Origin of the sequence: Streptosporangium sp. NPDC023615, from assembly GCF_040640155.1 — a bacterium.
Lineage (GTDB): Bacteria > Actinomycetota > Actinomycetes > Streptosporangiales > Streptosporangiaceae > Streptosporangium.
The window spans coordinates 11,272-37,925 of record NZ_JBFABE010000027.1; the positions used below are offsets into that span (position 1 = coordinate 11,272).

General features: G+C 72.8%; 15 protein-coding genes and 1 pseudogene. 10 read left to right on the top strand and 6 right to left on the bottom strand.

What is annotated here, in order from left to right:
* Positions 1-195 precede the first annotated feature (195 nt).
* The 5 genes from AB0G16_RS20080 (at position 196) to AB0G16_RS20100 (ending at position 11,454) form a co-directional block, all read left to right on the top strand.
* Positions 196-3,153, top strand: a complete 2,958-nt coding sequence (locus AB0G16_RS20080) for an AAA family ATPase (protein WP_362806695.1) — start codon at positions 196-198, stop codon at positions 3,151-3,153.
* Positions 3,154-3,820: 667 nt separating this feature from the next.
* Complete coding sequence (locus tag AB0G16_RS20085; RefSeq protein WP_362806698.1) at positions 3,821-7,417, top strand: discoidin domain-containing protein; 3,597 nt, start codon at positions 3,821-3,823, stop codon at positions 7,415-7,417.
* 249 nt (positions 7,418-7,666) lie between these two features.
* Positions 7,667-9,622 (top strand): DNA helicase RecQ, encoded by a 1,956-nt coding sequence (gene recQ / locus AB0G16_RS20090; RefSeq protein WP_362806701.1) that lies wholly within the window; start codon positions 7,667-7,669, stop codon positions 9,620-9,622.
* Positions 9,623-9,758: 136 nt separating this feature from the next.
* The gene (locus tag AB0G16_RS20095; RefSeq protein WP_362806704.1) at positions 9,759-10,421 is read left to right on the top strand and encodes a TrkA family potassium uptake protein; all 663 of its coding nucleotides are present in this window, start codon (positions 9,759-9,761) and stop codon (positions 10,419-10,421) included.
* A 133-nt stretch (positions 10,422-10,554) separates the two neighbouring features.
* Entirely contained in the window at positions 10,555-11,454 is a 900-nt protein-coding gene (locus AB0G16_RS20100; protein WP_362806707.1) for a TIGR03564 family F420-dependent LLM class oxidoreductase, read from the top strand.
* Positions 11,455-11,592: 138 nt separating this feature from the next.
* Here AB0G16_RS20100 and AB0G16_RS20105 read toward each other — a convergent pair whose 3' ends face one another.
* The gene (locus AB0G16_RS20105) at positions 11,593-12,225 is read right to left on the bottom strand and encodes a hypothetical protein (RefSeq protein WP_362806710.1); all 633 of its coding nucleotides are present in this window, start codon (positions 12,223-12,225) and stop codon (positions 11,593-11,595) included.
* 37 nt (positions 12,226-12,262) lie between these two features.
* Positions 12,263-13,240 (bottom strand): 2,3,4,5-tetrahydropyridine-2,6-dicarboxylate N-succinyltransferase, encoded by a 978-nt coding sequence (gene dapD, locus AB0G16_RS20110; RefSeq protein WP_362806713.1) that lies wholly within the window; start codon positions 13,238-13,240, stop codon positions 12,263-12,265.
* A 245-nt stretch (positions 13,241-13,485) separates the two neighbouring features.
* On the opposite strand from dapD, the gene thrS reads away from it, so the two are divergent.
* Positions 13,486-15,453: a threonine--tRNA ligase gene (gene thrS, locus AB0G16_RS20115; RefSeq protein ID WP_362806716.1), complete on the top strand. Its 1,968-nt coding sequence runs from the start codon at positions 13,486-13,488 to the stop codon at positions 15,451-15,453.
* A 205-nt stretch (positions 15,454-15,658) separates the two neighbouring features.
* Here the strand turns inward: thrS and AB0G16_RS20120 are convergent, their stop codons facing one another.
* Entirely contained in the window at positions 15,659-16,576 is a 918-nt protein-coding gene (locus tag AB0G16_RS20120) for an Asp23/Gls24 family envelope stress response protein (protein ID WP_362806719.1), read from the bottom strand.
* Between the two features lie 205 nt (positions 16,577-16,781).
* On the opposite strand from AB0G16_RS20120, the gene AB0G16_RS20125 reads away from it, so the two are divergent.
* A complete protein-coding gene (locus AB0G16_RS20125) occupies positions 16,782-17,333 on the top strand; it encodes an HIT domain-containing protein (RefSeq protein WP_362806721.1) in 552 nt (183 codons plus the stop codon).
* On the opposite strand, the gene AB0G16_RS20130 is transcribed toward AB0G16_RS20125, so the two are convergent.
* The 3 genes from AB0G16_RS20130 to AB0G16_RS20140 form a co-directional block, all read right to left on the bottom strand.
* Positions 17,276-19,369, bottom strand: a complete 2,094-nt coding sequence (locus AB0G16_RS20130; protein ID WP_362806724.1) for a hypothetical protein — start codon at positions 19,367-19,369, stop codon at positions 17,276-17,278. The two genes, AB0G16_RS20125 and AB0G16_RS20130, sit on opposite strands and share 58 nt — an antisense overlap.
* 98 nt (positions 19,370-19,467) lie before the next feature.
* The gene (locus AB0G16_RS20135; protein WP_362806726.1) at positions 19,468-21,108 is read right to left on the bottom strand and encodes a family 10 glycosylhydrolase; all 1,641 of its coding nucleotides are present in this window, start codon (positions 21,106-21,108) and stop codon (positions 19,468-19,470) included.
* Positions 21,109-21,509: 401 nt separating this feature from the next.
* Positions 21,510-23,642 (bottom strand): elongation factor G-like protein EF-G2, encoded by a 2,133-nt coding sequence (locus AB0G16_RS20140; protein ID WP_362806729.1) that lies wholly within the window; start codon positions 23,640-23,642, stop codon positions 21,510-21,512.
* Between the two features lie 290 nt (positions 23,643-23,932).
* Here AB0G16_RS20140 and pgsA point away from each other — a divergent pair, with 290 nt between their 5' ends.
* From pgsA to AB0G16_RS20155, 3 genes and pseudogenes are all read left to right on the top strand, one after another.
* Positions 23,933-24,550, top strand: a complete 618-nt coding sequence (gene pgsA / locus AB0G16_RS20145; protein ID WP_362806731.1) for a phosphatidylinositol phosphate synthase — start codon at positions 23,933-23,935, stop codon at positions 24,548-24,550.
* A 12-nt stretch (positions 24,551-24,562) separates the two neighbouring features.
* A complete protein-coding gene (locus tag AB0G16_RS20150) occupies positions 24,563-25,477 on the top strand; it encodes a phosphatidylinositol mannoside acyltransferase (protein WP_362806734.1) in 915 nt (304 codons plus the stop codon).
* Positions 25,474-26,565 (top strand): annotated as a pseudogene (locus AB0G16_RS20155) (glycosyltransferase family 4 protein); the annotation flags it as partial. The gene AB0G16_RS20150 and the pseudogene AB0G16_RS20155, both read left to right, overlap by 4 nt.
* Positions 26,566-26,654 lie beyond the last annotated feature (89 nt).

Here is a 26,654-nt window from a genome sequence, read left to right on the forward strand (position 1 = left end):
CCCAGGTCAAGACCCCCCGGCGGACGTCCGCCGGGGGGTCTTGCGTTCCCGGGGGCCGCCGTCCGTCCCCGCCCCGGTGTCGCGGTGACCGTCGCCGGGGCGGGCGGGCGACCCTCTGATCCACATCCTGATCCACGTCGTGAGGGACGATGCCGGGACACCGCGAATGTCGGTGGGGGCTGCCATCCTGGAAGCGTGAGAGCCCACGCGGTAAGCCCCCTGTTCATCGGGCGCACGACCGAGCTCGCCGTCCTGGAGCGCGCTCTCGGCAGGGCCCGTGCCGGATCGGCCTCGACGGTGTTCGTGGGCGGTGAGGCCGGGGTGGGCAAGACCCGGCTCGTCCGCGAGTTCGCCCGGCGCTCGGGCGAGGCGATGGTCCTCATCGGCGGCTGCCTGGAGCTCGGCACCGAGGGCCTGCCCTTCGCGCCCTTCACCGCGGTGCTCCGCTCGCTCGCCCGCGACCTGGGGCACGACGGGGTCGCCGCGCTGCTGCCGGGCGGGACGGCCCGGGGGCTGGCCAGGCTGCTGCCGGAGTTCGGCGAGCCGGAGAGGGAGGGCGCCGAGGCGCGCGCCCGGCTCTTCGAGCACGTCCTGGGACTGCTGGAGGGGCTCGCCGAGCTCCGGCCCACGGTGCTGGTCATCGAGGACGCCCACTGGGCCGACCGCTCCACCCGCGACCTGCTGTCGTTCCTGGTCCGCTACCAGCGGGCCGACGCCCGGCTGCTGACCCTGGTCACCTACCGGATCGACGAGATCCACCGCACGCATCCGCTGCGCCCGCTGCTGGCCGAGCTGGGCCGGGTCGACTGGGTCACCCGCCTGGAGCTGGGCAGGTTGAGCCGCCGGGAGGTGGACGAGCAGGCCGCGAGCATCCTGGGAGCCGAGCAGGGGGCCGTCCCCGAGACCGACATGGACCTGGTCTACGCGCGCAGCGAGGGCAATCCCCTCTTCGTCGAGGCGCTGCTCAGCGGGGACGGGAGCGAGGCCCTGCCGGAGTCGCTGCGCGACCTGCTGCTGGCCAGCGTCGAGCGCCTGCCCGAGGAGACCCGGGAACTGCTGCGGCTGGCCTCCGCCGGAGGGGCGAGGGTCGAGCACGCGATGCTCGCGGCGGTCGCCGGCACGGGCGAGGCCGAGCTCTCCCGCCTGCTGAGACCGGCCGTGGCGGGCAACGTCCTGGTGGTGGAGGGCGAGGCGTACGCGTTCAGGCACGCGCTGATCCACGAGGCCGTCCACCACGACCTGCTGCCCGGTGAGCGCATCCGCCTGCACACCCGTTTCGCCGAGGCGCTGGAGAACGACCCCGGTCTCCTGCCGGCTCCGCGCGGGGCCATCGCGCTGGCCCACCACTGGCACGCCGCGCGCGACCACCGGTGGGCGCTGATGAGCGCCTGGCGCGCGGCCGCGGCGTCCAGGAGGGCCGCCGCCTACGACGAGCAGCTGAGGATGCTGGAGAGGGTGCTGGAGCTGTGGGAGACGGTGCCCGACGCCGCCGAGCGGATCGGGGCCGACCACCTCGAGGTGCTCCGGCGGGCCGTCACCGTGGCCCACCTGGCCGGGGAGTTCGAGCGGGGCCTCTCGCTGGCCAAGGCGGCGCTGGGCGAGATCGACACCGAGGCCGACCCGATCCGCGCGGCCCGGCTGCTGCGGCAGCGAGGGCTGGTCAGGTACGACCTCGGGCGGACCGGTTCCCGCGACGATCTGCGCGCCGCCGTCGCGCTGGTCCCGGCGGAGCCGCCGACGCCCCTGCGCGCCCAGGTCGTGGAGAACCTGGCGCGGGTGCTCAGCTACTCGAAGCACTGGGCCGAGAAGGAGGCCCTGGCCGAGGAGGCGATGCGCATCGCCCGCCAGGTGGGCGACATCGACACCGAGGCCCACGCGCTCGTCACCCTCACCTGGGGCAGGTGCCGCTACTCGCGGATGGAGAGCCAGGCCGAGGCCTTCGCGCGGGCGCGGGAGCTCGCCGGGCGGGCCAGCACCTACGCGGCGCTGATGCGCGTGGTCATCTCCGAGTCGGACGCCTTCGAGGGCGCCGGCTGGCACGAGCGGGCCGCCGAGGTCGCCCGCCAGGGCATGGCGGACGCCGAGGCGTACGGCCTGGCGCGCACCTCGGGCGCCTTTCTGGCGATCAACCTGGCCGAGCCGCTGGTCTCCCTGGGGCGCTGGGACGAGGCGCTGGAGGTGGTCGAGCACGCCCTGGAGGTGGCCCCGCCCGCGCCGTTCCGCGCGGCCCTGCAGGGGATGGTCACCGACATCGCCCTGGCCCGCGGTGACCTGGACCGGGCCGGTGCGCTCATCGCGGCCGCTCGGGCGGTATTCCGCCACGGGGCGCACAAGGATCAGGCGGTCCTGCCCAACCTGCGCAGGGAGATCGAGCTGCTGGCCGCCCGCGGCCGGGGCGACGAGGCGGCGGCGCTCGTCGAGCGGACCCTGGACCGGCACGACCTGACCGCCTCGCCCCGCTACGCGTGGCCCCTTCTGCTGACCTCCCTCCGGGTGACCGGGGCGGCAGGGGTGGTCGGAGCGGCGGGGGTGACCGGGGTGGCGGGGGTGGCCGGGGCGCACGAGGGGGTCGGGTCCCGGTTGCGGAGGCTGGCGGAGAAGCTCGCCGTGGAGGGCGACCTCCAGCGGGCCTGCGCCCTGCACTTCGCCGCCGAGGCGGCCCGTCTCGACGGTGTACGGGATCTGGAGGCGTGGCACGCGGTGGCCTCGGCGTGGGCCGCGCTGCGCCAGCCCCATTCCGAGGCCGGTGCCCTGCTCGGTGCCGCCGAGATCGCCGCGGCGGTGGGCGAGCGCGGCGCGGCGGCCCGGAGCCTGTCCAGGGCGGCCGGGCTCGCGGCCGGGCTGGGCGCGACGCCGCTGCTCACGGCGATCGACGCGCTGGCCAGGCGGGCACGGATCGCGATCCCCGAGGAGCCGGGGGCGGCGGGGGCGGTCCCGGTCGCCCACGGGGCGGGGTTCGGGCTCACCGCGCGCGAGCAGGAGGTGCTGGGCCTGGTGGCGGCCGGCCGTAGCAACCGGGAGATAGCGAGCGAGCTGTTCATCTCGGCGAAGACCGTCAGCGTGCACGTCTCCAACATCCTCGCCAAGCTGGGTGCCGCCTCCCGTGGCGAGGCGGCGGCCACGGCGCACCGGCTGGGCCTGGTCGAGCGGTAGGCGCCGCCGCTCCCGGCTCGTCGTCCCCGGTTCCCGGGGTGTCCCTGCTTCCCGTGGTGTCCCTGCTTCCCGTGGTGGCCCGGGCTCCTGAGGCGGCCCCGGCTCGCGGAGTCGTCCCCGGTTCTCGGAGCCGGCCCCGAATCCCGCGAAGGCCCCCGGTTCCCGGGGGCCTTCGCCGTATGCCCGATCACCTGGCGTGCCGTTCCGCCACGGGGCCGCGGGCCCGGGGACGGGCGGGTCGGCGAGGTCGCGCACGCCACCCCGTAACCCGGTAAGCGGCCCGTCCCGGACCGTTGACGCGCCCGTAGCACGTATGTAACATTTGGCCAGCGCAATGCAAAAATATTGCAAACTGATGTTAAATCTTCTCCATCGCTCGCAACTTTTGTCAGCGTTGCGCTGCGCACCGCTCGTCCCGCCGACCGTCCCCCGCAGGCACCCCCGGCGTACACGGCGACCAGCACCCCCCGGCGACGAACGAGGCAAGGCTCGCGGAAGGCTCGCGGATCGATCCCACGGCTCGCGCGGCCGACCCGCCCGCCGGATCCCGCATCCCCGGGGATCCGCGCCTCGTGAACGGCACCCCGACCGGTGCCCGCCCCGTCGCGTGACGGAGGCCACGGCCTCCCGTCGTCCCGTCGTTCCAGACGAGAGATAGAGGAACGCAATGAGAAAGCAGTACCTGGCGCTGAGGCTGGTGGCGGCGATGGCCGCGACCAGCCTGCTCGCCCTGGCCGGTGCGGTCACACCGGCCACGGCGGCCGCCGCCCCCAACCTGGCGGCGGGCAAGGCGGCCTCGGCCGGCGGCTCCAACGCCCCGTACGTGGCCGGCAACGTCAACGACGGAAACGCCTCCACCTACTGGGAGAGCCCCAACAACGCCTTCCCGCAGTGGGTCCAGGTGGACCTCGGGGCGGCGGCCACCGTGAACAGGGTCGTGCTGAAGCTGCCGCCGGCGACGGACTGGGCCACCAGGACCCAGACCCTGTCGGTGCAGGGCAGCACGAACGGCTCGTCCTTCTCCACCCTCGCCGCCTCCGCGGGCCGTACCTTCAACCCGGCGACCGGCAACACGGTGACGATCGACTTCGCCGCGGCCGGCACCCGGTACGTGCGGCTGAACATCACCGCCAACACCGGATGGCCGGCCGGGCAGCTCTCCGAGCTCGAGATCTACGGGCCGGAGGGCGGCGGCGGTGACACCACGGCGCCGACCGCGCCGGGGAACCTGGCCTACACCCAGCCCGCCGCCGGGCAGATCAGGCTGACCTGGAACGCCTCCACCGACGCCGTCGGCGTGACCGGCTACGAGGTGTACGCGGGCAACGCCCTGCGCGCCAGCGTGGCGGGCAACGTGCTGACCTACACCGACAGCCAGCCGGCCGGCGCGACCGTGTCCTACCACGTCAGGGCCAGGGACGCCGCGGGCAACCTGTCGGCAAACAGCAACACGGTGACCCGTACCGGCTCCACCCCGGGCGGCACCAACCTGGCCCTGGGCAAGCCGATCAGCGCCTCCTCCTCGACCTTCACGTTCGTGGCCGCCAACGCCAACGACAACAACACCGCCACCTACTGGGAGGGCGGCGGGTACCCGGCCACCCTCACGGTGAACCTGGGCTCGAACGCCACCCTCGGCTCGGTCGTGGTGAAGCTCAACCCCGACAGCGCCTGGGCCACCCGCACCCAGACCGTCGAGGTCCTCGGCCGCGGCCAGGGCGCGAGCGGGTACACCACCCTGTCACCGGCGGCGCAGTACACCTTCAACCCGGCCACGGCCAACACCGTGACGATCCCCGTCTCCGGCACCGCCGCCGACGTCCAGCTGAAGATCACCTCCAACTCCGGCGCCCCGTCCGGGCAGGTCGCGGAGTTCCAGGTCCTCGGCACCCCGGCGCCGAACCCGGACCTGACGATCACCGGCCTGACCGCGTCCCCGGCGAGCCCGGTCGAGACCGACTCCGTCACGCTCTCGGCGACGGTCAGGAACGGCGGCACCGCCGCCTCCGGCGCGACCAACGTCAACTTCTACCTCGGCACCGTCAAGGTCGGCACCGCCGCGGTCGGCGCGCTGGCCGCGGGGGCCTCCGTCACGGTCTCGGCGAGCGCCGGCCCCCGCGACGCGGGCAGCTACCCGCTGAGCGCCAAGGTCGACGAGGGCGGGAGCGTCAACGAGCAGAACGAGTCCAACAACACCTTCTCGGCCTCCTCCCCGCTCGTCGTCAGGCCCGTCGACACCGCCGACCTGGTCGCGACGACGAGCTGGACCCCGGGCAACCCGTCGGCGGGCAACGTCGTCACCTTCTCCGTGGCGATCAAGAACCAGGGCACCGCGGCCTCGGCGGGCGGCGCCCACGGCATCACGCTGACCGTGCTCAACGAGTCCGGCACGGTCGTGCGGACGCTGACCGGCTCCCACACCGGCGTGATCGCCGCGGGCGCCACCGCGGGCACGGTCACCCTCGGCACCTGGACGGCCGGCAACGGCAGGTACACCGTCAGGACGGTCCTGGCCGACGACGCCAACGAGCTCCCGGTCAAGCGCGCCAACAACACCTCCACCCGGCCGTTCTTCGTCGGCCGGGGCGCCGACATGCCCTACGACATGCTGGAGGCCGAGGACGCCGTGGTCGGCGGCGGGGCGGCCGTGGTCGGCCCGAACCGCACCATCGGCGACGTGGCCGGCGAGGCGTCGGGCCGCAGGGCGGTGACGCTGAACACCACCGGCAGCTACGTCGAGTTCACCACCAAGGCCAGCACCAACACCCTGGTCACCCGCTTCTCCATCCCCGACGCCCCGGGCGGCGGCGGCATCGACTCCACGCTGAACGTCTACGTCAACAACACCTTCCTCAAGGCGATCAACCTGACGTCCAGGTACGCCTGGCTGTACGGCGCCGAGGCCTCCCCCGGCAACTCGCCCGGCGCGGGCCCGGCGCGTCACATCTACGACGAGGCCAATCTCATGCTCGGGACGACCGTCCCGGCGGGCAGCAGGATCAGGCTGCAGAAGGACCCGGCCAACACCACCACGTACGCGATCGACTTCATCAACACCGAGCAGGTCGCGCCGGTCGCCAACCCCGACCCCGCCCGCTACGCCGTCCCGGCCGGGTTCACCCACCAGGACGTGCAGAACGCGCTGGACAGGGTCCGGATGGACACCACCGGCACCCTGGTCGGCGTCTACCTGCCGGCGGGCACCTACCAGACCGCCAGCAAGTTCCAGGTCTACGGCAAGCCGGTCAAGGTGGTCGGCGCGGGCCCCTGGTACACCCAGTTCCGCGCTCCCTCGAACCAGGACAACACCGACATCGGGTTCCGTGCCGAGGGCAGCGCGAACGGCTCGTCGTTCGCGAACTTCGCCTACTTCGGCAACTACACCTCGCGCATCGACGGCCCCGGCAAGGTGTTCGACTTCGCAGGCGTCGCTGACGTGGTGATCGACAACATCTGGAACGAGCACATGGTCTGCCTCTACTGGGGCGCCAACACCGACCGGGTGACGATCAAGAACTCGCGGATCCGCAACATGTTCGCCGACGGCATCAACATGACCAACGGCAGCACCGACAACCTGGTCAGCAACAACGAGGCCCGGGCGACCGGCGACGACAGCTTCGCGCTGTTCTCGGCCATCGACGCCGGCGGGGCCGACATGAAGGGCAACGTCTACGAGAACCTGACCTCCATCCTGACCTGGCGGGCCGCGGGCGTCGCGGTCTACGGCGGGTACGACAACGTCTTCCGCAACATCTACATCGCCGACACGCTGGTCTACTCGGGCATCACGATCAGCTCGCTGGACTTCGGCTACCCGATGAACGGTTTCGGCGCCAGCCCGCCGACCCGGTTCGAGAACATCTCGATCGTCCGCGCCGGCGGTCACTTCTGGGGCCAGCAGGTCTTCCCGGCGATCTGGGTGTTCTCCGCCTCCAAGGTCTTCCAGGGCATCCGCGTCAGCAACGTGGACATCGTGGACCCGACCTACGGCGGCATCATGTTCCAGACGAACTACGTCGGCAACCAGCCGCAGAACCCGATCAAGGACACGATCTTCACGAACGTCTCGATCACCGGGGCCCGCAAGAGCGGCGACGCCTTCGACGCCAAGTCCGGCTGGGCCATCTGGGCCAACGAGCTGCCCGAGCCCAACCAGGGGCCGGCGGTCGGCTCGGTGACCTTCAACAACCTCCAGATGAGCAACAACTTCCAGAACATCAGGAACACCACGTCCACCTTCACGATCAACGTCAACCCGTGACGGCCGCGGACCGGTGACCCGCGGGCGACCGCGGGACCGGTGACGACCCGGCGCCGCCGGGAGGCCACGCCTCCCGGCGGCGCCGCGCGTCCCCGCCCCCGCGCCGATCCCGCCCGGCGTCGCACGTCCTCGCCCGGCCGCGCGGCACGTCCCGCGATCTCCGCCCGGCGGCGTCCGATCCCGGCCTCCGCGGCCTGTCGACCTCGGGTTCCCCGTCGCCCGGGGGAGGATCCCTCGTACACTGATCCGATGATCTCCCCCGAGAACGGCCCCGAGGTGAGCGACGCCTCCAGGGTCCTGCAGCGCGTCTTCGGCTACGACTCGTTCCGGGCCGGGCAGCAGGAGATCATCGACCACGTGGTGGCCGGTGGCGACGCATTGGTGCTCATGCCGACCGGCGGCGGCAAGTCGCTGTGCTACCAGATCCCGGCGCTGGTCAGGAAGGGCGTCGGGGTGGTGATCTCACCGCTCATCGCGCTCATGCAGGACCAGGTGGACGCCCTCACCGCGCTCGGCGTACGGGCCGGCTTCCTCAACTCCACCCAGGACCTCGACGAGCGCCGCCGGGTGGAGTCGGCCTTCCTCGCGGGCGAGCTGGACCTGCTCTACCTGGCCCCGGAGCGACTGAGGGTCGACGCGACGCTGCGGCTGCTGGACAGCGGGGTGATCTCGCTGTTCGCCATCGACGAGGCGCACTGCGTGGCCCAGTGGGGGCACGACTTCAGGCCGGACTACCTGGCGCTGTCGGCGCTGCACGAGCGCTGGCCCGACGTGCCGCGCATCGCGCTGACCGCGACCGCCACCAGGGCCACCCACGCCGAGATCGCCTCCCGGCTCGACCTGGAGCGGGCCCGTCACTTCGTGGCGAGCTTCGACCGCCCCAACATCCAGTACCGCATCGTGCCCAAGAACGAGCCCAAGCGGCAGCTCCTGCAGCTGCTGCGGGCCGAGCACCCCGGGGACGCGGGCATCGTCTACTGCCTGTCCCGCAACTCGGTCGAGAAGATCGCCGAGTTCCTGGTGGCGAACGGCATCCCGGCGCTGCCGTACCACGCCGGGCTCGACGCCCGCGTCCGGGCCGCCAACCAGGCGCGGTTCCTGCGCGAGGACGGCCTCGTGATGGTCGCCACGATCGCGTTCGGCATGGGCATCGACAAGCCCGACGTGCGGTTCGTCGCCCACCTGGACCTGCCCAAGTCCATCGAGGGCTACTACCAGGAGACCGGCCGGGCCGGACGCGACGGCCTGCCCTCGACCGCCTGGCTCGCCTACGGCCTGCAGGACGTCGTCCAGCAGCGCAAGATGATCGACACCTCCGAGGGCGACGACGTCCACCGCCGCCGCCTGGGCACCCACCTGGACGCCATGCTCGCGCTCTGCGAGGCGGTCGAGTGCCGCCGCTCGCGACTGCTGGCCTACTTCGGCCAGGAGGGCACGGCCTGCGGCAACTGCGACACCTGCCTGTCGCCGCCCGAGGCGTGGGACGGCACGATCGCCGCGCAGAAGGTCCTGTCGGCGGTGTTCCGCCTCATGCGCGAGCGCCGCCAGAAGTTCGGTGCGGGCCAGATCATCGACATCCTGCTCGGAAAGAAGACGGCCAAGGTCATCCAGCACGACCACGACGGCCTGACGGTGTTCGGCATCGGCACGGAGCTGAGCGAGGCCGAATGGCGCGGCGTGGTGCGCCAGTTGCTGGCCCAGGGACTGCTGGCCGTCGAGGGCGACTACGGCACGCTGGTGCTGACCGAGGCGAGCGCCGAGGTGCTGGGCCGCCGCCGCCAGGTCCCGCTCCGGCGCGAGCCCGAGCGGCCGGCGCGGGCCGCGAAGGCCGCGAAGGCGGCCAGGACCGTCACCGGACGCCAGGCCGAGGCGGTCGAGCTGTCCGAGGAGGCGGCCGGCGTGTTCGAGCTGCTCCGCGCCTGGCGCGGCGCCACCGCCAAGGAGCAGGGCGTGCCCGCGTACGTGATCTTCCACGACGCGACCCTGCGTGAGATCGCCACTCGGATGCCCACGTCCCTGGAGGAGCTCGGCGAGATCAGCGGGATCGGGGAGAACAAGCTCGCCAAGTACGGCGACCAGGTGCTGGAGACCCTCGCCGGCGCCGGAGGGGGAGCAGGCGACGCCGGTCCCGGCCAGGACGCCTGGGAGGGCGGGTTCGGCCGGGAGCCTCAGGAGGACGACGACGATCCGGAGACGTTCGCCTGAGGTAGAATCAGGGCAATCCGGGTCTCGCGGCCCGAGCGGTGCGCAGTTGGGAGCCTGGAAGCGGACGTCCGCCTCCGGGCTTCTCGCGTTGACGGACGGATTCCCGCGGCTGGGGACTCCCGGAAGAGGACGGTCGTTGGCTGACAGAAGGAACGATCCGGTGGTGGTCGTCGGGCTCGGCCGTTTCGGCGGCTCCCTGGCGATGGAGCTGTGCCGCAGGGGAACCGAGGTGCTCGCCATCGACAACCGTCCCAAGGTGGTGCAGAGCATGGCGACCAAGCTCACCCACGTGGTCGTGGCCGACTCCACCGACATCGAGGCGCTGCGGCAGATCGGGGTGCCCGACTTCTACCGGGCGGTCGTCGCCATCGGCACCGACCTGGAGGCCAGCATCCTGACCACGTCCCTGCTCGTCGAGCTGGAGATCGAGGACGTCTGGGCCAAGGCGACCAGCCGCGATCACGGCCGCATCCTGGAGCGGGTCGGGGCCCACCACGTGATCCTGCCCGAGCACGACATGGGGGAGCGGCTGGCCCACCTGCTCAACGGGCGGATGCTCGACTACATGGAGATCGACGGCGACTACGCGCTGGTCAAGACCCGCCCTCCCCGCGAGTACATCGGCGTTCCCCTGGGCGAGTCCAACCTTCGCCGCAAGTACGGGGTGACCGTGGTCTGCGTGAAGGGCGAGCACGAGGAGTTCACCTACGCCGACGCCGGGACCGTGCTGGGCTACGGGGACGTGATCGTGATCGCGGGCCGGATCGAGAAGGTCGAGCGGTTCACCGAGCTCCCCTGACGCCTCCGGCGCCGTCCGCGCTCCCCGCCGTCCCCGGGCCGCGCGTCACCCCGGCGTCGTGTGGCCGGGTGGTGTGTGATCGCCGCGCCCGATCTACACTGGGCGGACCCAACTAGAATGGAGTTCGGTAGCGATGCGATTCGGACTGATGCTCAGCGAGCCCAAGGGTCCCGACGTCTTCGGAGGACTGCGGGAGCGCATCGCCCGCGCGGCGGGTGACGGATTCTCCTCCATGTGGATGTCGCACATCTTCGGCCTCGACGCCCTGACCGCGCTGGCCGTGGCCGGAAGCCAGGTGCCCGGCATCGAGCTGGGGACCGCCGTCGTCCCGACCTACCCGCGCCATCCCGCGGCCCTCGCCCAGCAGGCCCTCTCCGCCAACGCCGCCCTCGACGGCCGGCTCGCGCTCGGCATCGGGCTCTCGCACCAGATCGTGATCGAGGGCCTGTACGGCTACAGCTTCGACAAGCCCGCCCGTCACATGCGCGAGTACCTGTCCATCCTGATGCCGCTCGTCCGGGGCGAGAGCGCCGACTTCGAGGGCGAGACCCTGACCGGCAAGCTCGCGCTGAGCACGCCCGGCCCGAACGACATGCCCGTGCTCATCGCCGCGCTGGCCCCCAGGATGCTGAAGCTGGCCGGTGAGGTGGCCGACGGCACCGTGCTGTGGATGACCGGGCCCAAGACCGTGGCCGAGCACGTGGCGCCCGCCGTCACCGAGGCGGCCCGGGCGGCGGGACGGCCGGCGCCGAGGATCGTGTGCGCGCTGCCCGTCTGCGTCACCGACGACGTCGACGCGGCCAGGGCGCTGGCCGCCGAGCGGTTCGAGGTCTACGGCCAGTTGCCGTCGTACCGGGCGGTGCTCGACCGGGAGGGCGCGGCCGGACCCGCCGACGTGGCGATCGTCGGCGACGAGGACGCGGTGTCGGCGCAGATCGAGACGCTCGCCAAGGCCGGGGTCACCGACTTCGTGGCCGCCGAGTACTCCTCCGGCGACCGCAGGACACGGGACTTCCTCAAGGGCCTGCTGTGACGCGCGGGTTCCCGGCGGTCCCGTCCTGACACGGCGACCCGCCGGGAACCCGCCGTGACGTGACGGTCCCGTTCGGAGACCGGTCTCACCCAAGGGCCTGTCCGTTCGGAGGCCGGTCTCGCTCAAGGGCCTGTCCGTTCAGAGGCCGAAGGCGCTCAGGGCGGCCCAGGCCGTCCCGGCGCCGACGACCGCCCCCGCGACCACCTGCGCGGGCGTGTGATGGGTCAGCCGGACCCGCGCCCAGCAGATCGCCGCCACCACCAGCGCGCCCACGACCAGGGTGGGCACGGCGGGCAGCACCCGGGCGAGCACCACCACGGTGCCCGCCGACACGGCCGCGTGGAAGGAGATCTTCCACCTGAGGGTGATCGGGACCGCCACCGCGAGCGCGGCCAGCATCGCCGTCACCGTCGCCACCAGGAGCCGGGGCGCGCCCAGCAGGACCAGCAGCACCAGCGCGACGACCACCGCGGCGACCGCCACCAGCAGCGGCCCGGTCCGGCTCGCCCGGTCGACCAGGTGGTGGGAGTCGAGCCGCCCGGAGCGGACCCCGGCCAGGATCACCGCGGCCGGGACGCCGCCGCACAGGACCGAGGCCAGCAGTCCCCAGGCCGCGCCGGCCGGGCCGTCGGCCATCAGCCCCACCAGCGGGGGCAGTGCGATCACCAGCACCTGCGGCGCGAACAGCCCGGTCATCACCCGGGCCGCCGTGTCCACGCTCCCGCCACCCCCGGCGTTCCCGGCGTTCCCGGCGGCCTGCCGACCGGTCATCCGCGCCCTCCCGGCGTTCCGTGCGACGTCGCGATGATCAGTCGTTGGCGTGCAGGACGCTGTTGAGCTCCACGCCCGTGCCCTGGCGGGGGACGGCCTCGACCGCGCCCGAGGTGGAGTTGCGCCGGAACAGCAGCCCCGAGGCGCCGGAGAGCTCGGCGGCCTTGACCGCCCGCCCCTCGGGCAGGGTCACCTTGGTCCCGGCGGTCACGTACAGGCCCGCCTCCACGACGCAGTCGTCGCCCAGGGAGATGCCGACGCCGCTGTTGGCGCCCAGCAGGCAGCGCCGCCCGATGGAGATGACCTGCTTGCCGCCACCGGACAGGGTGCCCATGATCGAGGCACCGCCGCCCACGTCCGAGCCGTCGCCCACGACGACGCCCGCCGAGATGCGGCCCTCGACCATGGAACCGCCGAGCGTCCCGGCGTTGTAGTTGACGAACCCCTCGTGCATCACGGTCGTGCCGCTCGCCAGGTGCGCGCCGAGACGGACCCGGTCGGCCTCGGCGATCCGGACGCCGCCGGGCACCACGTAGTCGACCATGCGGGGGAACTTGTCCACGCCGTAGACGGTCACCTGGCCCCGGGCGCGCAGCCGGAGCCGCACCTCCTCGAAGCCCTCCACCGCGCACGGGCCGTGGTTGGTCCACACGACGTTGCTCAGCAGGCCGAAGAGCCCGTCCAGGTTCTGGCCGTGCGGCCGGACGAGGCGGGCCGAGAGCAGGTGCAGGCGCAGGTAGACGTCGTGCGCGTCGGCGGGGGCCTCCGACAGGTCGGCGATGCCGGTCCGTACCGCGACCACCTCCACGCCGCGGTCCTCGTCGGGGCCCAGCAGGGCGGCGACCCCCGAGCCGAGCTCCCGGGCGGCCTCCTGCCCGGTCAGCCGCGCGGTGCCGGGGGAGGGGGGCTCACCCAGTTGCGGGGACGGGAACCACGTGTCGAGCACGGTCCCGCCGGAGGTGATGGTCGCGATGCCGGCCGCGTGCGCGCCGGAGGTCTGGGCTGCTGCGTTCACACCGGCCAAGCCTAGCCAGAGCGGCCACGCCGGCGGTACGCCGGAGGGCCACCGGGGATCGCGGGGGCGGCGCGGCCCGGGGAGCACCGGCGCGGCACCCGGGGGGCCGGCGCGGTACCGGGGGGACGCGAGGGCGAGGCGTGTCGCGAAGCCCGGGGAGGAGCACGCAAAGGCGTCCCCGGCACCGGTAGCATCGACTCCCTACAGCTTTCGTCACATCCGACGACGTCTTCCCGGGAGTAACCGTGTCCGCCGTGCCAGAACTTCAGATCACCCTCGCCGGAACCGCGCGTGTGGTGGCGGAGGGCACGACGTACGGCGAGGCGCTGGAGGCGGACGGGCGCACCGTGGTCGCCGCCCGCGCCAACGGCGAGCTCAAGGATCTCGCCGCCCGGGTGGCCGGCGGCGACGTGATCGAGCCGGTCGAGGCGGGAAGTCCCGACGGGCGCGCCATCGTCCGCCACTCCACCGCGCACGTCATGGCCCAGGCCGTCCAGGAGATCTTCCCCGAGGCCAGGCTGGGCATCGGCCCGCCGGTGGAGAACGGCTTCTACTACGACTTCGACGTCAAGGACCCGTTCACCCCCGAGGACCTCAAGCGCATCGAGAAGCGCATGCGCGAGATCGTCAAGCAGGGGCAGCTCTTCTCCCGCAGGCCCGTCTCCGACGAGGAGGCCGCCGCCGAGCTCGCCGCCGAGCCGTACAAGCTGGAGCTGATCGGCCTCAAGGGCGGCGCGGCCGACGAGGAGAGCGTCGAGGTGGGCGGCGCGGAGCTGACCATCTACGACAACCTCGACGCGAAGAGCGGCGAGCTGCGCTGGAAGGACCTGTGCCGCGGCCCGCACGTGCCGACCACCCGTTCCATCCCGGCGTTCAAGCTCATGCGCTCCGGCGGAGCCTACTGGCGCGGCAGCGAGAAGAACCCGCAGCTCCAGCGGATCTACGGCACCGCCTGGGAGTCGCGCGAGAAGCAGGACGAGTACCTCCACCTCCTGGAGGAGGCCGAGAAGCGCGACCACCGCAAGCTGGGCGCCGAGCTCGACCTGTTCTCCTTCCCCGACGAGCTGGGCTCGGGCCTGCCGGTCTTCCACCCCAAGGGCGGCGTGATCCGCCGCGCCATGGAGGACTACTCGCGCGCCCGCCACGAGGAGGCCGGGTACTCCTTCGTCAACACCCCGCACATCACCAAGCAGAAGCTGTACGAGACCTCCGGCCACCTGGAGTGGTACGCCGACGGCATGTTCCCTCCCATGGAGCTGGAGGGTGCCAAGTACTACCTCAAGCCGATGAACTGCCCGATGCACAACCTGATCTTCAAGGCGCGCGGGCGTTCCTACCGTGAGCTGCCGCTGCGGCTGTTCGAGTTCGGCACGGTCTACCGCTACGAGAAGTCCGGCGTGGTGCACGGCCTGACCCGGGTGCGCGGCCTCACCCAGGACGACGCGCACATCTACTGCACCCGCGAGCAGATGCGCGACGAGCTGACGTCGCTGCTGCGCTTCGTGCTCGACCTGCTCCGCGACTACGGCCTGGACGACTTCTACCTGGAGCTGTCGACCAAGGACCCGGTCAAGTTCGTCGGGAGCGACGAGGACTGGGAGGAGGCGACCGCGACCCTGCGCGAGGTCGCCGAGGCCGAGAGGCTGGAGCTGGTCCTCGACGAGGGCGGCGCGGCCTTCTACGGCCCCAAGATCTCCGTCCAGGCCCGGGACGCGATCGGCAGGACCTGGCAGATGTCGACGATCCAGCTCGACTTCAACCTGCCGCAGCGCTTCGACCTGGAGTTCCAGGCGGCCGACGGCTCCCGGCAGCAGCCCGTGATGATCCACCGGGCGCTGTTCGGCTCCATCGAGCGCTTCTTCGGCGTCCTGGTCGAGCACTACGCGGGCGCGTTCCCCCCCTGGCTGGCACCGGTCCAGGTGGTCGGCATCCCGATCGCCGAGGCCCACGTGTCCTATCTCCAGGAGCTCGCGGAGAAGGCGCGGGCCCTGGGCGTCAGGATCGAGGTGGACGCCTCCGACGACCGGATGCAGAAGAAGATCCGCAACGCGCAGAAGTCCAAGGTCCCCTTCATGCTGCTGGCCGGCGACGAGGACATCGCGGCCGGCGCGGTCTCCTTCCGCTTCCGCAACGGCGAGCAGAAGAACGGGGTGCCGGTCGACGAGGCGCTCGCGGAGATCGTCGACGCGATCGAGCGCCGCGCCCAGGTCTGACACCCCCACTGCCGAGGCGTGGGGGACCCGGCCGGACCCGGTGGCACACCTCCGGGTCCGGTGGAGGTCCGCGGGGGTCCGGTGAAGCATCACCGGGTCCGGTGAGAGCCCGCCGGGGCCCGGTGAAACACCCGGCCCGCCGAACACCCGGGCCAACCACTTCCGGGCCCCTTACGGCTCGCCGGGAAGGCGGTCCCGTGTCCGGCTAGTCGCCCTGGGCGGGGCCGGCCGGTGCGGTGCGGCCGGTCTCACCGGGCAGGCGGACGTCGTCCACGTTGACGTTGACCTCGACGACCCGCATGCCCAGCATCCGGCTGATGGTCCGGGCCACGTTGGTCTTGACCTCGTTGGCCACGTCCATCACCACGTGCCCGTACTCGGTCACGATCGTCACGTCCACCGCGGCCGTCCGGTCCTGGACGTGCGCGCTGACGCCTCGCGGACCGCGCCCGGCCCCGGCGGAGCCCGCCCGGAGACGTGCCGGCTCGGCCGCCCGGGCGGCGTCGTCGCGGAGTTCGGCCACGCCCGCCACCTCGAGCGCGGCGAGGGCCGCCACCTTCTCCACCACCTCGTCGGCAACCTTGATCCGGCCCTTCACCACGGCTCCGGCCGAGGGGGAGGGCGAGTGAGAGGGCGCCGGCGGGGTCGCGGAGACCGCCGGGACCGGCTGCGGCGTGGGCTCCGGCTCGCCGAGCGCGTCCCCGGCCCGGGCGGCGGAGAGCGGGCCGTCCGGCCGGTCCGCCGAGGACGGGTACGGGGACGGCGCCGAGGACGAGGACGGCACCGGGAGGGACCCCGGCGGGGAGACCGGGGAGGAGCCCTCCTCGACCACGGTCAGCAGGGGCTGGGCCGCGAAGGGCTCGGACTCCTTCCGGGAGGACCCCGGCCCGTCCGGGGAGAAGCCGTCCGGGGAGGACCCGTCCGGGGAGGACCCGTCCGAGGAAGGCTCCTCCCGGGAGGGCGCGGGCTCGCCCGGGGAGGGGACGGGCTCGCTCAGGGACGGCAGCGGCGGCTCCACGGCGGACAGGGACAGGCTCAGGGAGAACGGGCGGGCGGGTCTGCCGCTCGCCTCGGAGGGAGACGCGGTCTCCTCGGTCGGTCCCTCGACGGAGACGTCGGTCATGGGGGCTCCTTGGCTGTCGTTGGTCGTGCAGGGGGATTCTGCCGGAAATCCGCCGTATTCGTCCGGCGATACGAGTGACATGCGCGGAGCGGTCCCCGGTGGGACGGGACGGGACGGCGGGCGGGGCGGTGGCCGGTATCGCCGGGGACGTCGGGGCGGGGAGGCGCGAGCCGGGCGGGATCGGCGTGGCAATATGCTGACGGCCATGAGCAACGAGCCGGAGGCGCAGCACGGGGCGGGGACACCGGACGCGTTCCAGAGACTCTGGACTCCTCACCGGATGGCCTACATCAAGGGAGCCAGCAAACCGACCGGCTCCGGCCCCGAGGACGGCTGCCCGTTCTGCGAGATCCCCCGGATGAGCGACGAGGACGGGCTGATCGTGGCCCGGGGCGAGTCGGTCTTCGCGCTGCTCAACCTCTACCCGTACAACTCCGGCCACCTGATGGTCTGCCCCTACCGGCACGTCCCGGACTACACGGACCTGGACGGGCCCGAGACCGCCGAGCTGGCCGACTTCACCCGGCGGGCCCTGGTCGCCCTGCGCAAGGCCAGCGGCGCGCAGGGCTTCAACGTGGGCATGAACCTGGGCGGCGTGGCGGGCGCCGGCATCGCCGCCCACCTGCACCAGCACGTGGTGCCCCGGTGGGGCGGGGACACCAACTTCATGCCCGTGGTCGGCCAGACCAAGGTCCTTCCTCAGTTGCTGCGCGACACCAGGGAACTGCTCGCCGACTCCTGGCCCGCCTCCGCGTAGGGGCGGACGCCGTTCTGCAGGGCCCTGATGCCCACCGCGAGCGTCAACGGCACCGCGAGCGCCAGCGCCATGGACAGCACCGCGGCGCCCGAGTCGTTGACCAGCATGCCGACCACCCCGCTGACCAGCGTGCCGACCAGCCCGGCCCGCAGCGCCGCCGAGTGCGTGAACGCCGCGGGCAGCACCCCGGCGGTCGCCTGCTCGGGCCGCAGCAGCGCGTACACCAGGAAGGCCACCGCGGCGATCACGACCGGCATCAGGTTGGGGCTGAGCAGCGTGCCGATCATGGCGCCGAACTTGCGGCCGACGACCTCCAGGGCCTCGCCGGTGAAGATCTGGCCGACGAAGCGTCCCAGGTGGGTGCGCGAGCCAGGCGGGCGCAGGTAGTCCAGGTAGGCGATGGCCATCACGGTGACGCCGCCCGCAACGCAGAACGCGCCCAGCTTGACGATCGAGATCCGGCTGCCCGCGATCAGCAGCGCGGTCACCGCGATGCCCGGCACGAACGCGATCACGCCGCCGAAGTCGCTGCCCACCCCGGGCCAGCCGCCCAGGATCATCGCGAAGCCGCCCAGGCCCGCCACCACGGCGACCGCCGCGCGCGTGCGGCCCCGGCGCGTCAGCCGGTGCGCGATCGTGGCCGCCAGCAGCAGCACCGAGGTGGCGAAGAGCGCGAAGGGGATGTTGCCCAGCCCGTAGTAGCGGGCCCCGACCACCGCGCTGTAGCCCATCACGCTGTTGAGCTGCAAGGTCGTCCCGGTCAGCAGGTCGCCCGCGAGCACCGCCGCGGTCGTCCCCGTCACCACCGCCAGGGGGCCGAGCGGGACGCGCCGCCAGGGGCCGGCCAGCGCCAGCGCGGTCAGCAGCAGCGCCGAGACGGCGATCCCTCCGGCCAGCGCCGCGAGCGGGGTCCCCGCCCGATGCCAGCCCACGAGGTTGACCAGGTACGTCGAGACCGGCAGCGAGGCCAGCGCCACCGCGGCCGTCCGGATGCCGGTCAGGCCGCGCCCGCGGCGCAGCAGCAGGAAGGCGGTCAGGTAGAACGCGACCTGGAGCACGGCGACCGTGGTGAAGAACACCCCGCCCGCCTGCCGGATCGTCTGCCCGGCCACGTCGGCCCGCTCCAGCTCCCACCGCGCCGCCTCGACGCCGCCCGTGCGCCGCTCGCTCGCCTGCCAGGGCACCCCGACGACCTCCTGCGGGGTCGCCACACCGGCCAGGGAGAGCACGGTCGCGGTGATGTCCGGCAGGATCGTGGTGTCGTCGCGGTGGGTGGAGGCCGCTCCCAGGAAGCGGCCGGACGCCTGCCCGCCGCTCATCATGGCGACCCGCAGGTGCGGGTCGCCGGCGTGGTCGGACAGGCCCGCCAGCAGCACGCTCGTGTCCTGGGGCAGCGCGTCCAGCACCGCCCCGGCCCTGGTGTCGGCCAGCCGCAGCCCCGCCGTCCGCTGCTCGGCCGTGAGCGGCTCGGCGTCCGCGGACAGCCGTCCGCCGGTCACGTACGGCCTGATCAGGTCGTCGATGTCGACGGCGGTCACCCGGCACCTGCTCAGCATCGCGGAATCGGCCCGCTCGGGGGAGGGGGCGTACACGTCGACCCGGCCCGACCGGTCGGCCAGGGCCAGCGCGGCGCCGGGGCCGATCGCCAGCGCGCACTGCCCGGCGGCGCGCAGGGCCTCGCCGAGGACGCCCGCGTTGCGCTGCCGGGCGACGTCGTGCAGGTAGGAGTAGTCGGGGATGACCGCGCCCGCGCCGGCGGGCTCGGGCACCGGCGGCAGCCCGCAGCCGTAGCCGACCGCCGACCTCACCCCGGCCGAGACCGTCAGCCACCCGTCGTAGGGGCAGGCGGTCCGGCCCACCGTGCGCACCGACAGCGAGCCGACGGCGCTGCGGCCGGCCAGCCGCCACAGGTTCGGGGTGGCGGTGGGGCTGAGATCGCTCCACCGCAGGCCGGGAATGCCGATCAGCACCACCCGTCCGTCCGCCTGCGTGGTGGTGGCATGCGCGGCACCCGGCCACAGCAAACCCAATACCACCGCAAACGCGACAAGCGTCCGCTTCACGAACGACCTCCCCTTCAGCTTCGGCCAAGGCTGGCACCGTAGGGGAAGATCGCGCCTGGGTCCAGCCGGGCTCAGGTCCCGCTCGGCGCGCTCTCGTTCTGCAGCCGGTCCAGCGCGGTGACGAGGTAGGTGCCCCCACCCGGGGCGGTGAAGGTCTGGCGGTCCCCGGCCGCCGCCGGGACGATCGCGACCAGGTTGCGGGCGTCGGCGGTGGCGCACTCGCCGGGCCTGCCGGAGGCGATCCGGTAGACCGCGTAGGAACGCGCGTCCGCCTGCCCCCTCCAGGTGAGCGAGGTGCCCTGGAGGCGTACGTCGGAGGGCTTGGCCGGTGTCTGCCCGCCACGGTCCTTCATCAGCGGCAGCAGGGCCGGGCGCGCGTAGTGGTTCTTCACGAGGCGGTCCAGCACCCCCAGCGGGTTGGTGGAGAGCTGCTTGGCGCTGAAGTAGACGTCGCCGGAGACCTGCGGGTACTCGCGGTTGCGGAGCAGGTGGGAGGGCAGCTCGCCGGGCCTGGTCCAGGCAGGGGTGTCGGTGGTGCCGACGCGGTACAGGGCCTGGCCGATGTAGAGCTGCACGCCGGTGCCCTTGACCTCGTTCGCCCACCAGGGCATCAGCACGTCGTAGTCGGCGACCGCGAAGGCCCGGGGCCAGTACAGCTGCGGTATGACGTAGTCGACCGTGCCCTTGCGGATCCAGTGCCTGGCGTCGGCGTAGATCGCGTCGTAGGCGGACATGCCGCCGGTGGCCGAACCGGTCGGGTCCTGGGCCTTGTTGCGCCAGATCCCGAACGGGCTGACGCCGAACTTCACGCTGTTCCTGGTCGCGTGCACGGCCTTGTCGACCTGCGCGATCAGCGTGTTGACGTTGGAGCGGCGCCAGGCGGCCAGCTTCTTGCCCTTGCCGTACTTGGCGAAGGCGGCGCGGTCGTCGAACGTGGCGCCCGCGACGGGGTAGGGGTAGAAGTAGTCGTCGAAGTGGACCCCGTCGACGTCGTAGCGGCTCACCACGTCCGTGACGACCTTGGTGACGTGCTCGCGGACCGAGGGCAGGCCGGGGTTGTAGTAGGCCAGGCCGTTGTACTTGACGATCCAGCCCGGGTGCCGCCGGGCGGGGTGGCCGGCGGGCAGCGCGCCCAGGTTCCCGTCGGAGGAGGCCCGGTAGGGGTTGAACCAGGCGTGGAACTCCATGCCGCGCCGGTGGGCCTCGGCGACGAGGAAGGGGAGCGGGTCCCAGCCCGGGTCCTTGCCCGCGACGCCGCTCAGGTACTGCGACCACGGCTCCAGCGACGATCGGTACAGCGCGTCGGAGGCGGGGCGGATCTGGACGAACACCGCGTTGAACCGCCGTTTGGCCGCGTTGTCGAGGATCTTGACGTACTCGGCCTGCTGGCGGGCGACCGACAGGCCGGTCCGCGAGGGCCAGTCGATGTTCTTGACCGTGGCGATCCAGATTCCGCGCAACTGGCGCTTGGGGTATCTGGGGTCCACGTCGCAGCGCGCCGAGGCGGCGGTCGTCGCGCCGTCCGTGCCGCCCGCGCCCGTGGTGTCCTTCGCACCGGCGGTGCCGTCGGCGCCGTCGGCGCCGGTGCGGGCCGGCGCGCGCTCGGCGGCCTTGGGCCGGCCGGGCGGGGTGTCGGGGCCGAAGGTGTAGGCGGCGCCGGTGGTCAGAACGGCGAGTGCGGTAGCGGCCAGCAGAGGGCGTCCGTTTCGCATGATTCCTCAGTCTGGCATCCGGGCCGGTGTGCTCCGGCCAGAAAAAAGAAATCGTTTCGTGATGTCTCCGTTACGGAAGTTCCCGGTGTGAGGCGTGTGCCCGGCGGGGCGCGTTCCCGGCCGCCCTCCGGTCGCCTCGCGGCCGTCCTCGACCCTCTCCTGACCGGCCGCCTACCTCCTCCCGGCCCCGCCTTGACCGACTCCTTACCCGCCTCCGGGCGGGTCCGGCGGGTGCGGCGGGTTACGGGCGGGTCCCCGGCCGGGCCTCGGCGACTCCCGGCCGGTCCCCGTCGTTCGTCGTGGCCTCCCGTCGGCCCTCACCGGTCGCCGGTCCTCGCCGGTCCTCGGCGGTCGTAGCCGGTCGCGGCCGGCAGCGGCGGGGCACACGCCTCGCCGCCGCCTCAGCCGGTGACCTTCTCCACCAGGTGCGACGGGAGCGGCTCGTAGCGCAGGAAGACCCGGCGGAACGTGCCCGTACCGTGTGACATCGACCTCAGGTCGATCGAGTAGCGGGTGATCTCCAGTTCGGGCACCTCGGCCCTGACCAGGGTGCGGCCCACGCCCACCGGCTCGGTGCCGAGCACCCGGCCCCGGCGCGAGGACAGGTCGGACATCACCGCGCCCACGTGCTCGTCGGCGACCAGCACGGAGACCTCGTCGACCGGTTCCAGCAGCAGGGTGGGCACCTTGGCCGCGGCCTCCTTGAGCGCGAGCGCCCCGGCGATCTGGAAGGCCATGTCGGAGGAGTCGACCGAGTGGGCCTTGCCGTCGTAGAGGGTCACCCGCACGTCCACCATGGGATAGCCCGCGACCACCCCGCGCTGCATCTGGGTGCGCACGCCCTTCTCCACCGAGGGGATGAACTGGCGCGGCACCACCCCGCCGACGATCTTGTCCACGAACTCGAAACCCCCGCCGGACGGCAGGGGCTCGACCTCCAGGTGACAGACGGCGAACTGGCCGTGGCCGCCGGTCTGCTTGACGTTGCGGCCCAGGGCCTGGCAACTGCCGCCGAAGGTCTCCCGCAGCGGCACCCGCAGCTCGATCTTCTCCACCTCGACGCCGTGGCGCCTGCTCAGCCGGTCCAGCAGCACGTCGGCGTGGGCCTCGCCCATGCACCACAGGACGAGCTGGCGGGTCTCGGGGTTGTTCTCCAGCCGCAGCGTCGGATCCTCGGCGACCAGCCGCTGCAGCGCCTGGCCCAGCTTGTCGTCGTCGGCCTTGGAGCGGGGCTGGATCGCCACCGGCAGCAGGGGCTCCGGCATCGTCCAGGCCGTCATCAGCAGCGGGTTCTCCTTGTCGGAGAGGGTGTCGCCGGTCTCGGCGCGCGAGAGCTTGGCGACCGCGGCGATGTCCCCGGCCACGCACCTGCCGGTGGTGCGCTGGAGCTTGCCCAGCGGCGAGGACAGGGCGCCGATGCGCTCGTCCACGTCGTGGTCCTCGTGCCCGCGGTCGGCCAGGCCGTGCCCGGAGACGTGCACGGTCATGTCGGGGCGGAGCGTGCCGGAGAAGACCCGGACCAGGCTGATCCGGCCCACGTACGGGTCGCTGGTGGTCTTGACGATCTCGGCGACCAGCGGGCCCTCGGGATCGCAGGCCAGGCCGGTGACGGGTGCGCCGTCGATCGTGCGGACCTCGGGCAGCGGGTGTTCGAGCGGTGAGGGGAACCCCTGGGTGACGAGCTCCAGGATCTCCGCCGCGCCCACCCCCGCCCCGGCGACCAGCACCGGGTGGAAACCGCCGCGCGCGACCGCCTTCTCCAGGTCCTCGATGAGGGCCTTGGTCTCGATCTCCTCGCCGGACAGGTAGCGGTCCATCAGGGACTCGTCCTCGCTCTCCTGGATGACGCCCTCGATCAGGGCGCCCCGGTAGAGCTCGATCTGGTCGGCGTAGGCGGGGCCCGGCGCGTTCTCGGTGCGGGTGCCGGTGGCGTAGTTGTAGAACTTCTGGGTCAGCAGCCCGATCAGGCCGTTCAGCCGGCCGTTGGTCACCACCGGCAGGTAGAGCGGGGAGACGCCCTCGCCGAACGCCTCCTGGCAGGCCGCCAGGGCCGCCTCGAAGTCGGCCCGCTGGTGGTCCATCTTGGTGATCACCACCGCACGCGGCATCCCGACCGCGGCGCACTCCTCCCAGAGCATCCTGGTCAGGCCGTCCACGCCGTCGGTGGCCGGGACGACGAACAGCGCCGCGTCGGCCGCGCGCAGCCCGGCGCGCAGGTCGCCGACGAAGTCGGCGTAGCCGGGCGTGTCCAGAAGGTTGATCTTGATGCTGTCGTGCACCACCGGGGACAGGGTGAGGTTCACCGAGCGCTGCTGGCGCACCTCGACCTCGTCGAAGTCGCTCACGGTGGTGCCGTCCTCGACCCGGCCGGGGCGCGAGACGGTCCGCGTCGCCTCCAGCAGGGTCTCGACCAGCGTGGTCTTCCCGGCGCCGGAATGGCCGACCAGTACGACATTTCTAATCATGTCCGGCTGATCGGCCGCGGGTGCCCTCCCCGCGGCTCCCGCTGCTCCGCCGGTCGTTCTCTCCGCCACATCGCCTCCCGCGTCGTTGCCGAGGAGCACGGCCCGATGGGACCACACCCCGGGGGTCCGCCGCCGTGCCCGTACGCCGGCGTACGTCGACGGACACGGTCTGTTCACCAAATACCCATGTGGCGAATATCACAAGAGGGGTAAGGCGATCCTCTTGCGAGATGAAGATCGAATCGCTAAAAGAACCCCCGAAAAGGTGGGCGCGCACGGCGCGCCACCCGATCGCCGCCCGCCCGTCACCTCGTGGTCGTCGCGCGCCCGCAGGCCGGTTGGCCTACGATCGGAGCGCGATGTTGAAACTTCTGCGCCCCGCCGTCACCCGAGTCCTGACCCCGCTGGGCCGGACGCTCGTCCGCCATGGGGTCAGCCCCAACGCGGTCACCGCCGCGGGCACGCTGGGAACGGTCGCCGCGGCCCTGTTCTTCTACCCCAGGGGCCAGCTGTTCGCCGGCACGCTGGTGATCACCTTCTTCGTGTTCGCCGACCTCCTGGACGGCGTGATGGCCAGGATGACGGGCCCCGGGAGCGTCTGGGGCGCCTTCCTCGACTCCACCCTCGACCGGATCGGCGACGCCGGCATCTTCTCCGCGCTCGCCTGCTGGTTCGTCGTGAGCGACCAGCCCGTGCTGGCCGGGGTGGCGCTGTTCTGCCTCGTGGCGGGCGCGGTGGTCTCCTACATCAAGGCCAGGGCCGAGGCGCTGGGCATGACGTGCGACGTCGGTCTCGCCGAGCGGCCGGAACGCCTGGTGGTGGGCCTGGTCTCGGCAGGCCTCGGCGGCCTCGGCGTGCCGTACGTGCTGCCCGCGGGGCTCTGGCTGCTCGCCGTGGCCAGTGCGGTCACCGTGGTCCAGCGCCTGCTGAACGTGCGCCGCCAGGCCGTCTCAGCCTCGCCCCGCACCCTTCGCTGATCGGAAAGATGGATGACCGACACGCCCTCCCCCCAGGATCGTCTCGTCGCGGCCGCGTTCGGCGCCGGCTGGACGGTCGTCCCCCGCCTGCCGGAGCGGCTCACCGCCGCGGCCTTCCGCGCCGCGGCCGACCTGCTCTGGAGGCGCCGCGGCAAGTCCGTGCTCAGGCTGGAGGCCAACCTCGCCAGGGTCAAGGGCACCTCGCCCGGCGACCCGGCGGTCCGCGAGCTCAGCCGCGCCGGCATGCGCTCCTACTTCCGCTACTTCCACGAGGTGTTCCGGCTGCCGTCGATGTCCATCGAGGAGATCGTCTCCCGGATGAGCGTGGCCGGGGCCGAGCCGGTCTACGAGCACCTCGCCGCGGGCCGGGGGGTGGTCCTGGCCCTGCCGCACACGGGCAACTGGGACCAGGCCGGCGCCTGGTTCGCCGGGACGGGCCACCCGTTCACCACGGTCGCCGAGCGGCTCAGGCCCGAGTCGCTGTTCCACCGCTACACGGCCTTCCGGGAGGGCCTGGGCATGGAGGTGCTCCCGCTCACCGGCGGTGACGGCCACACCTTCGGCACCCTGGCGCAGCGCCTGCGCGCCGGCCTGCCGGTGGCGCTGCCCGCCGAACGGGACCTGACCGCCAAGGGGGTCCAGGTGCAGTTCTTCGGCTCGGCCACCCGGATGCCCGCCGGTCCCGGCCTGCTGGCCGTGCACACCGGGGTGCCGCTCATCCCGGCCCTGCCCTACTTCACCGAGTCCGGCTGGGGGCTGCAGTTCTACGACGAGATCGCGATCCCGGCCGAGGGCGACAGGAAGGAGAGGGTGGCCGTGGCGATGCAGAGCCTGGCCACCGTCTTCGAGAAGGGCATCGCCGAGCACCCCGAGGACTGGCACATGCTGCAGCGCCTCTGGCTCGAGGACCTGGAGCCCAGGGCATGAGGATCGGTATCGTCTGCCCCTACACCTGGGACGTGCCCGGCGGCGTGCAGGTGCACATCCGCGACCTGGCCGAGGCGCTCATGGCCGACGGCCACCACGTCTCGGTGATCTCCCCGGCGGCGGACAACGCGCCGCTGCCCCCGTACGTCACCTCGGCCGGCCGCGCGATCCCGGTGCCCTTCAACGGGTCGGTGGCCAGGATGTCGTTCGGGTTCCTGTCGGCGAACCGGGTGCGGCGCTGGGTGCGCGAGGGCCGGTTCGACGTGCTGCACGTGCACGAGCCGGCCATCCCCTCGCTGGGGCTGCTCGCCTGCTGGGTGGCCAGGGGGCCGATCGTGGCGACCTTCCACGCCTCGTACGGCAACTCCCGCTCCTTCGCGGCCGGGGTGCCGCTCATCATGAGCGCGCTGGAGAAGATCACCGGCAGGATCGCGGTCTCCGACGCGGCCAGGAAGACCCTGGTCGAGTTCATGGGCGGCGACGCCGTGCTCATCCCCAACGGGGTGGCGGTCGGCCGCTACGCCGAGGGCGAGCCGCTGCCCGGCTGGGACGAGGGCGAGGTGATCGGCTTCCTGGGCCGGATGGACGAGCCGCGCAAGGGCCTGCCGGTGCTGCTGGAGGCGTTCGCCCTGCTGGCCGCCGAACGGCCGGCGCTGCGCCTGCTGCTGGCCGGGCCCGGCGACGCCGCCGAGGTGCTGGAGCGGGTCCCGGCCGCCTTCCACGACCGGATCGGCCTGCTCGGCATGGTCAGCGAGGAGGACAAGGTCCGCGCCTACCACACGGTGGACGTCTTCTGCGCGCCCAACCTGGGCGGGGAGAGCTTCGGCATCGTGCTGACCGAGGCCATGTCGGCGGGGGCGGCGATCCTGGCGAGCGACATCCCGGCCTTCGCCAAGGTGCTCGACGGGGGCCGGGCCGGGGCGCTGTTCACCACGGGCGACGCGGCGTCGCTGGCCCGCGAGGCCGCGGCCCTGCTGGACGACCCCGCGCGGCGGGCCACGCTCTCGGGGGAGGCCCGGCGGGCGGTGCGCAAGTACGACTGGTCGACGGTCGCCCGCGACGTGCTGCGGGTCTACGAGACCGTCGCGAGCACGGCGAGCACGGCCGGGGTCGAGGAGGACGACGAAGGCGACCAGGGCGACCAGGGTGACCGGGCCGACCGGGCCGACCGGGTCGC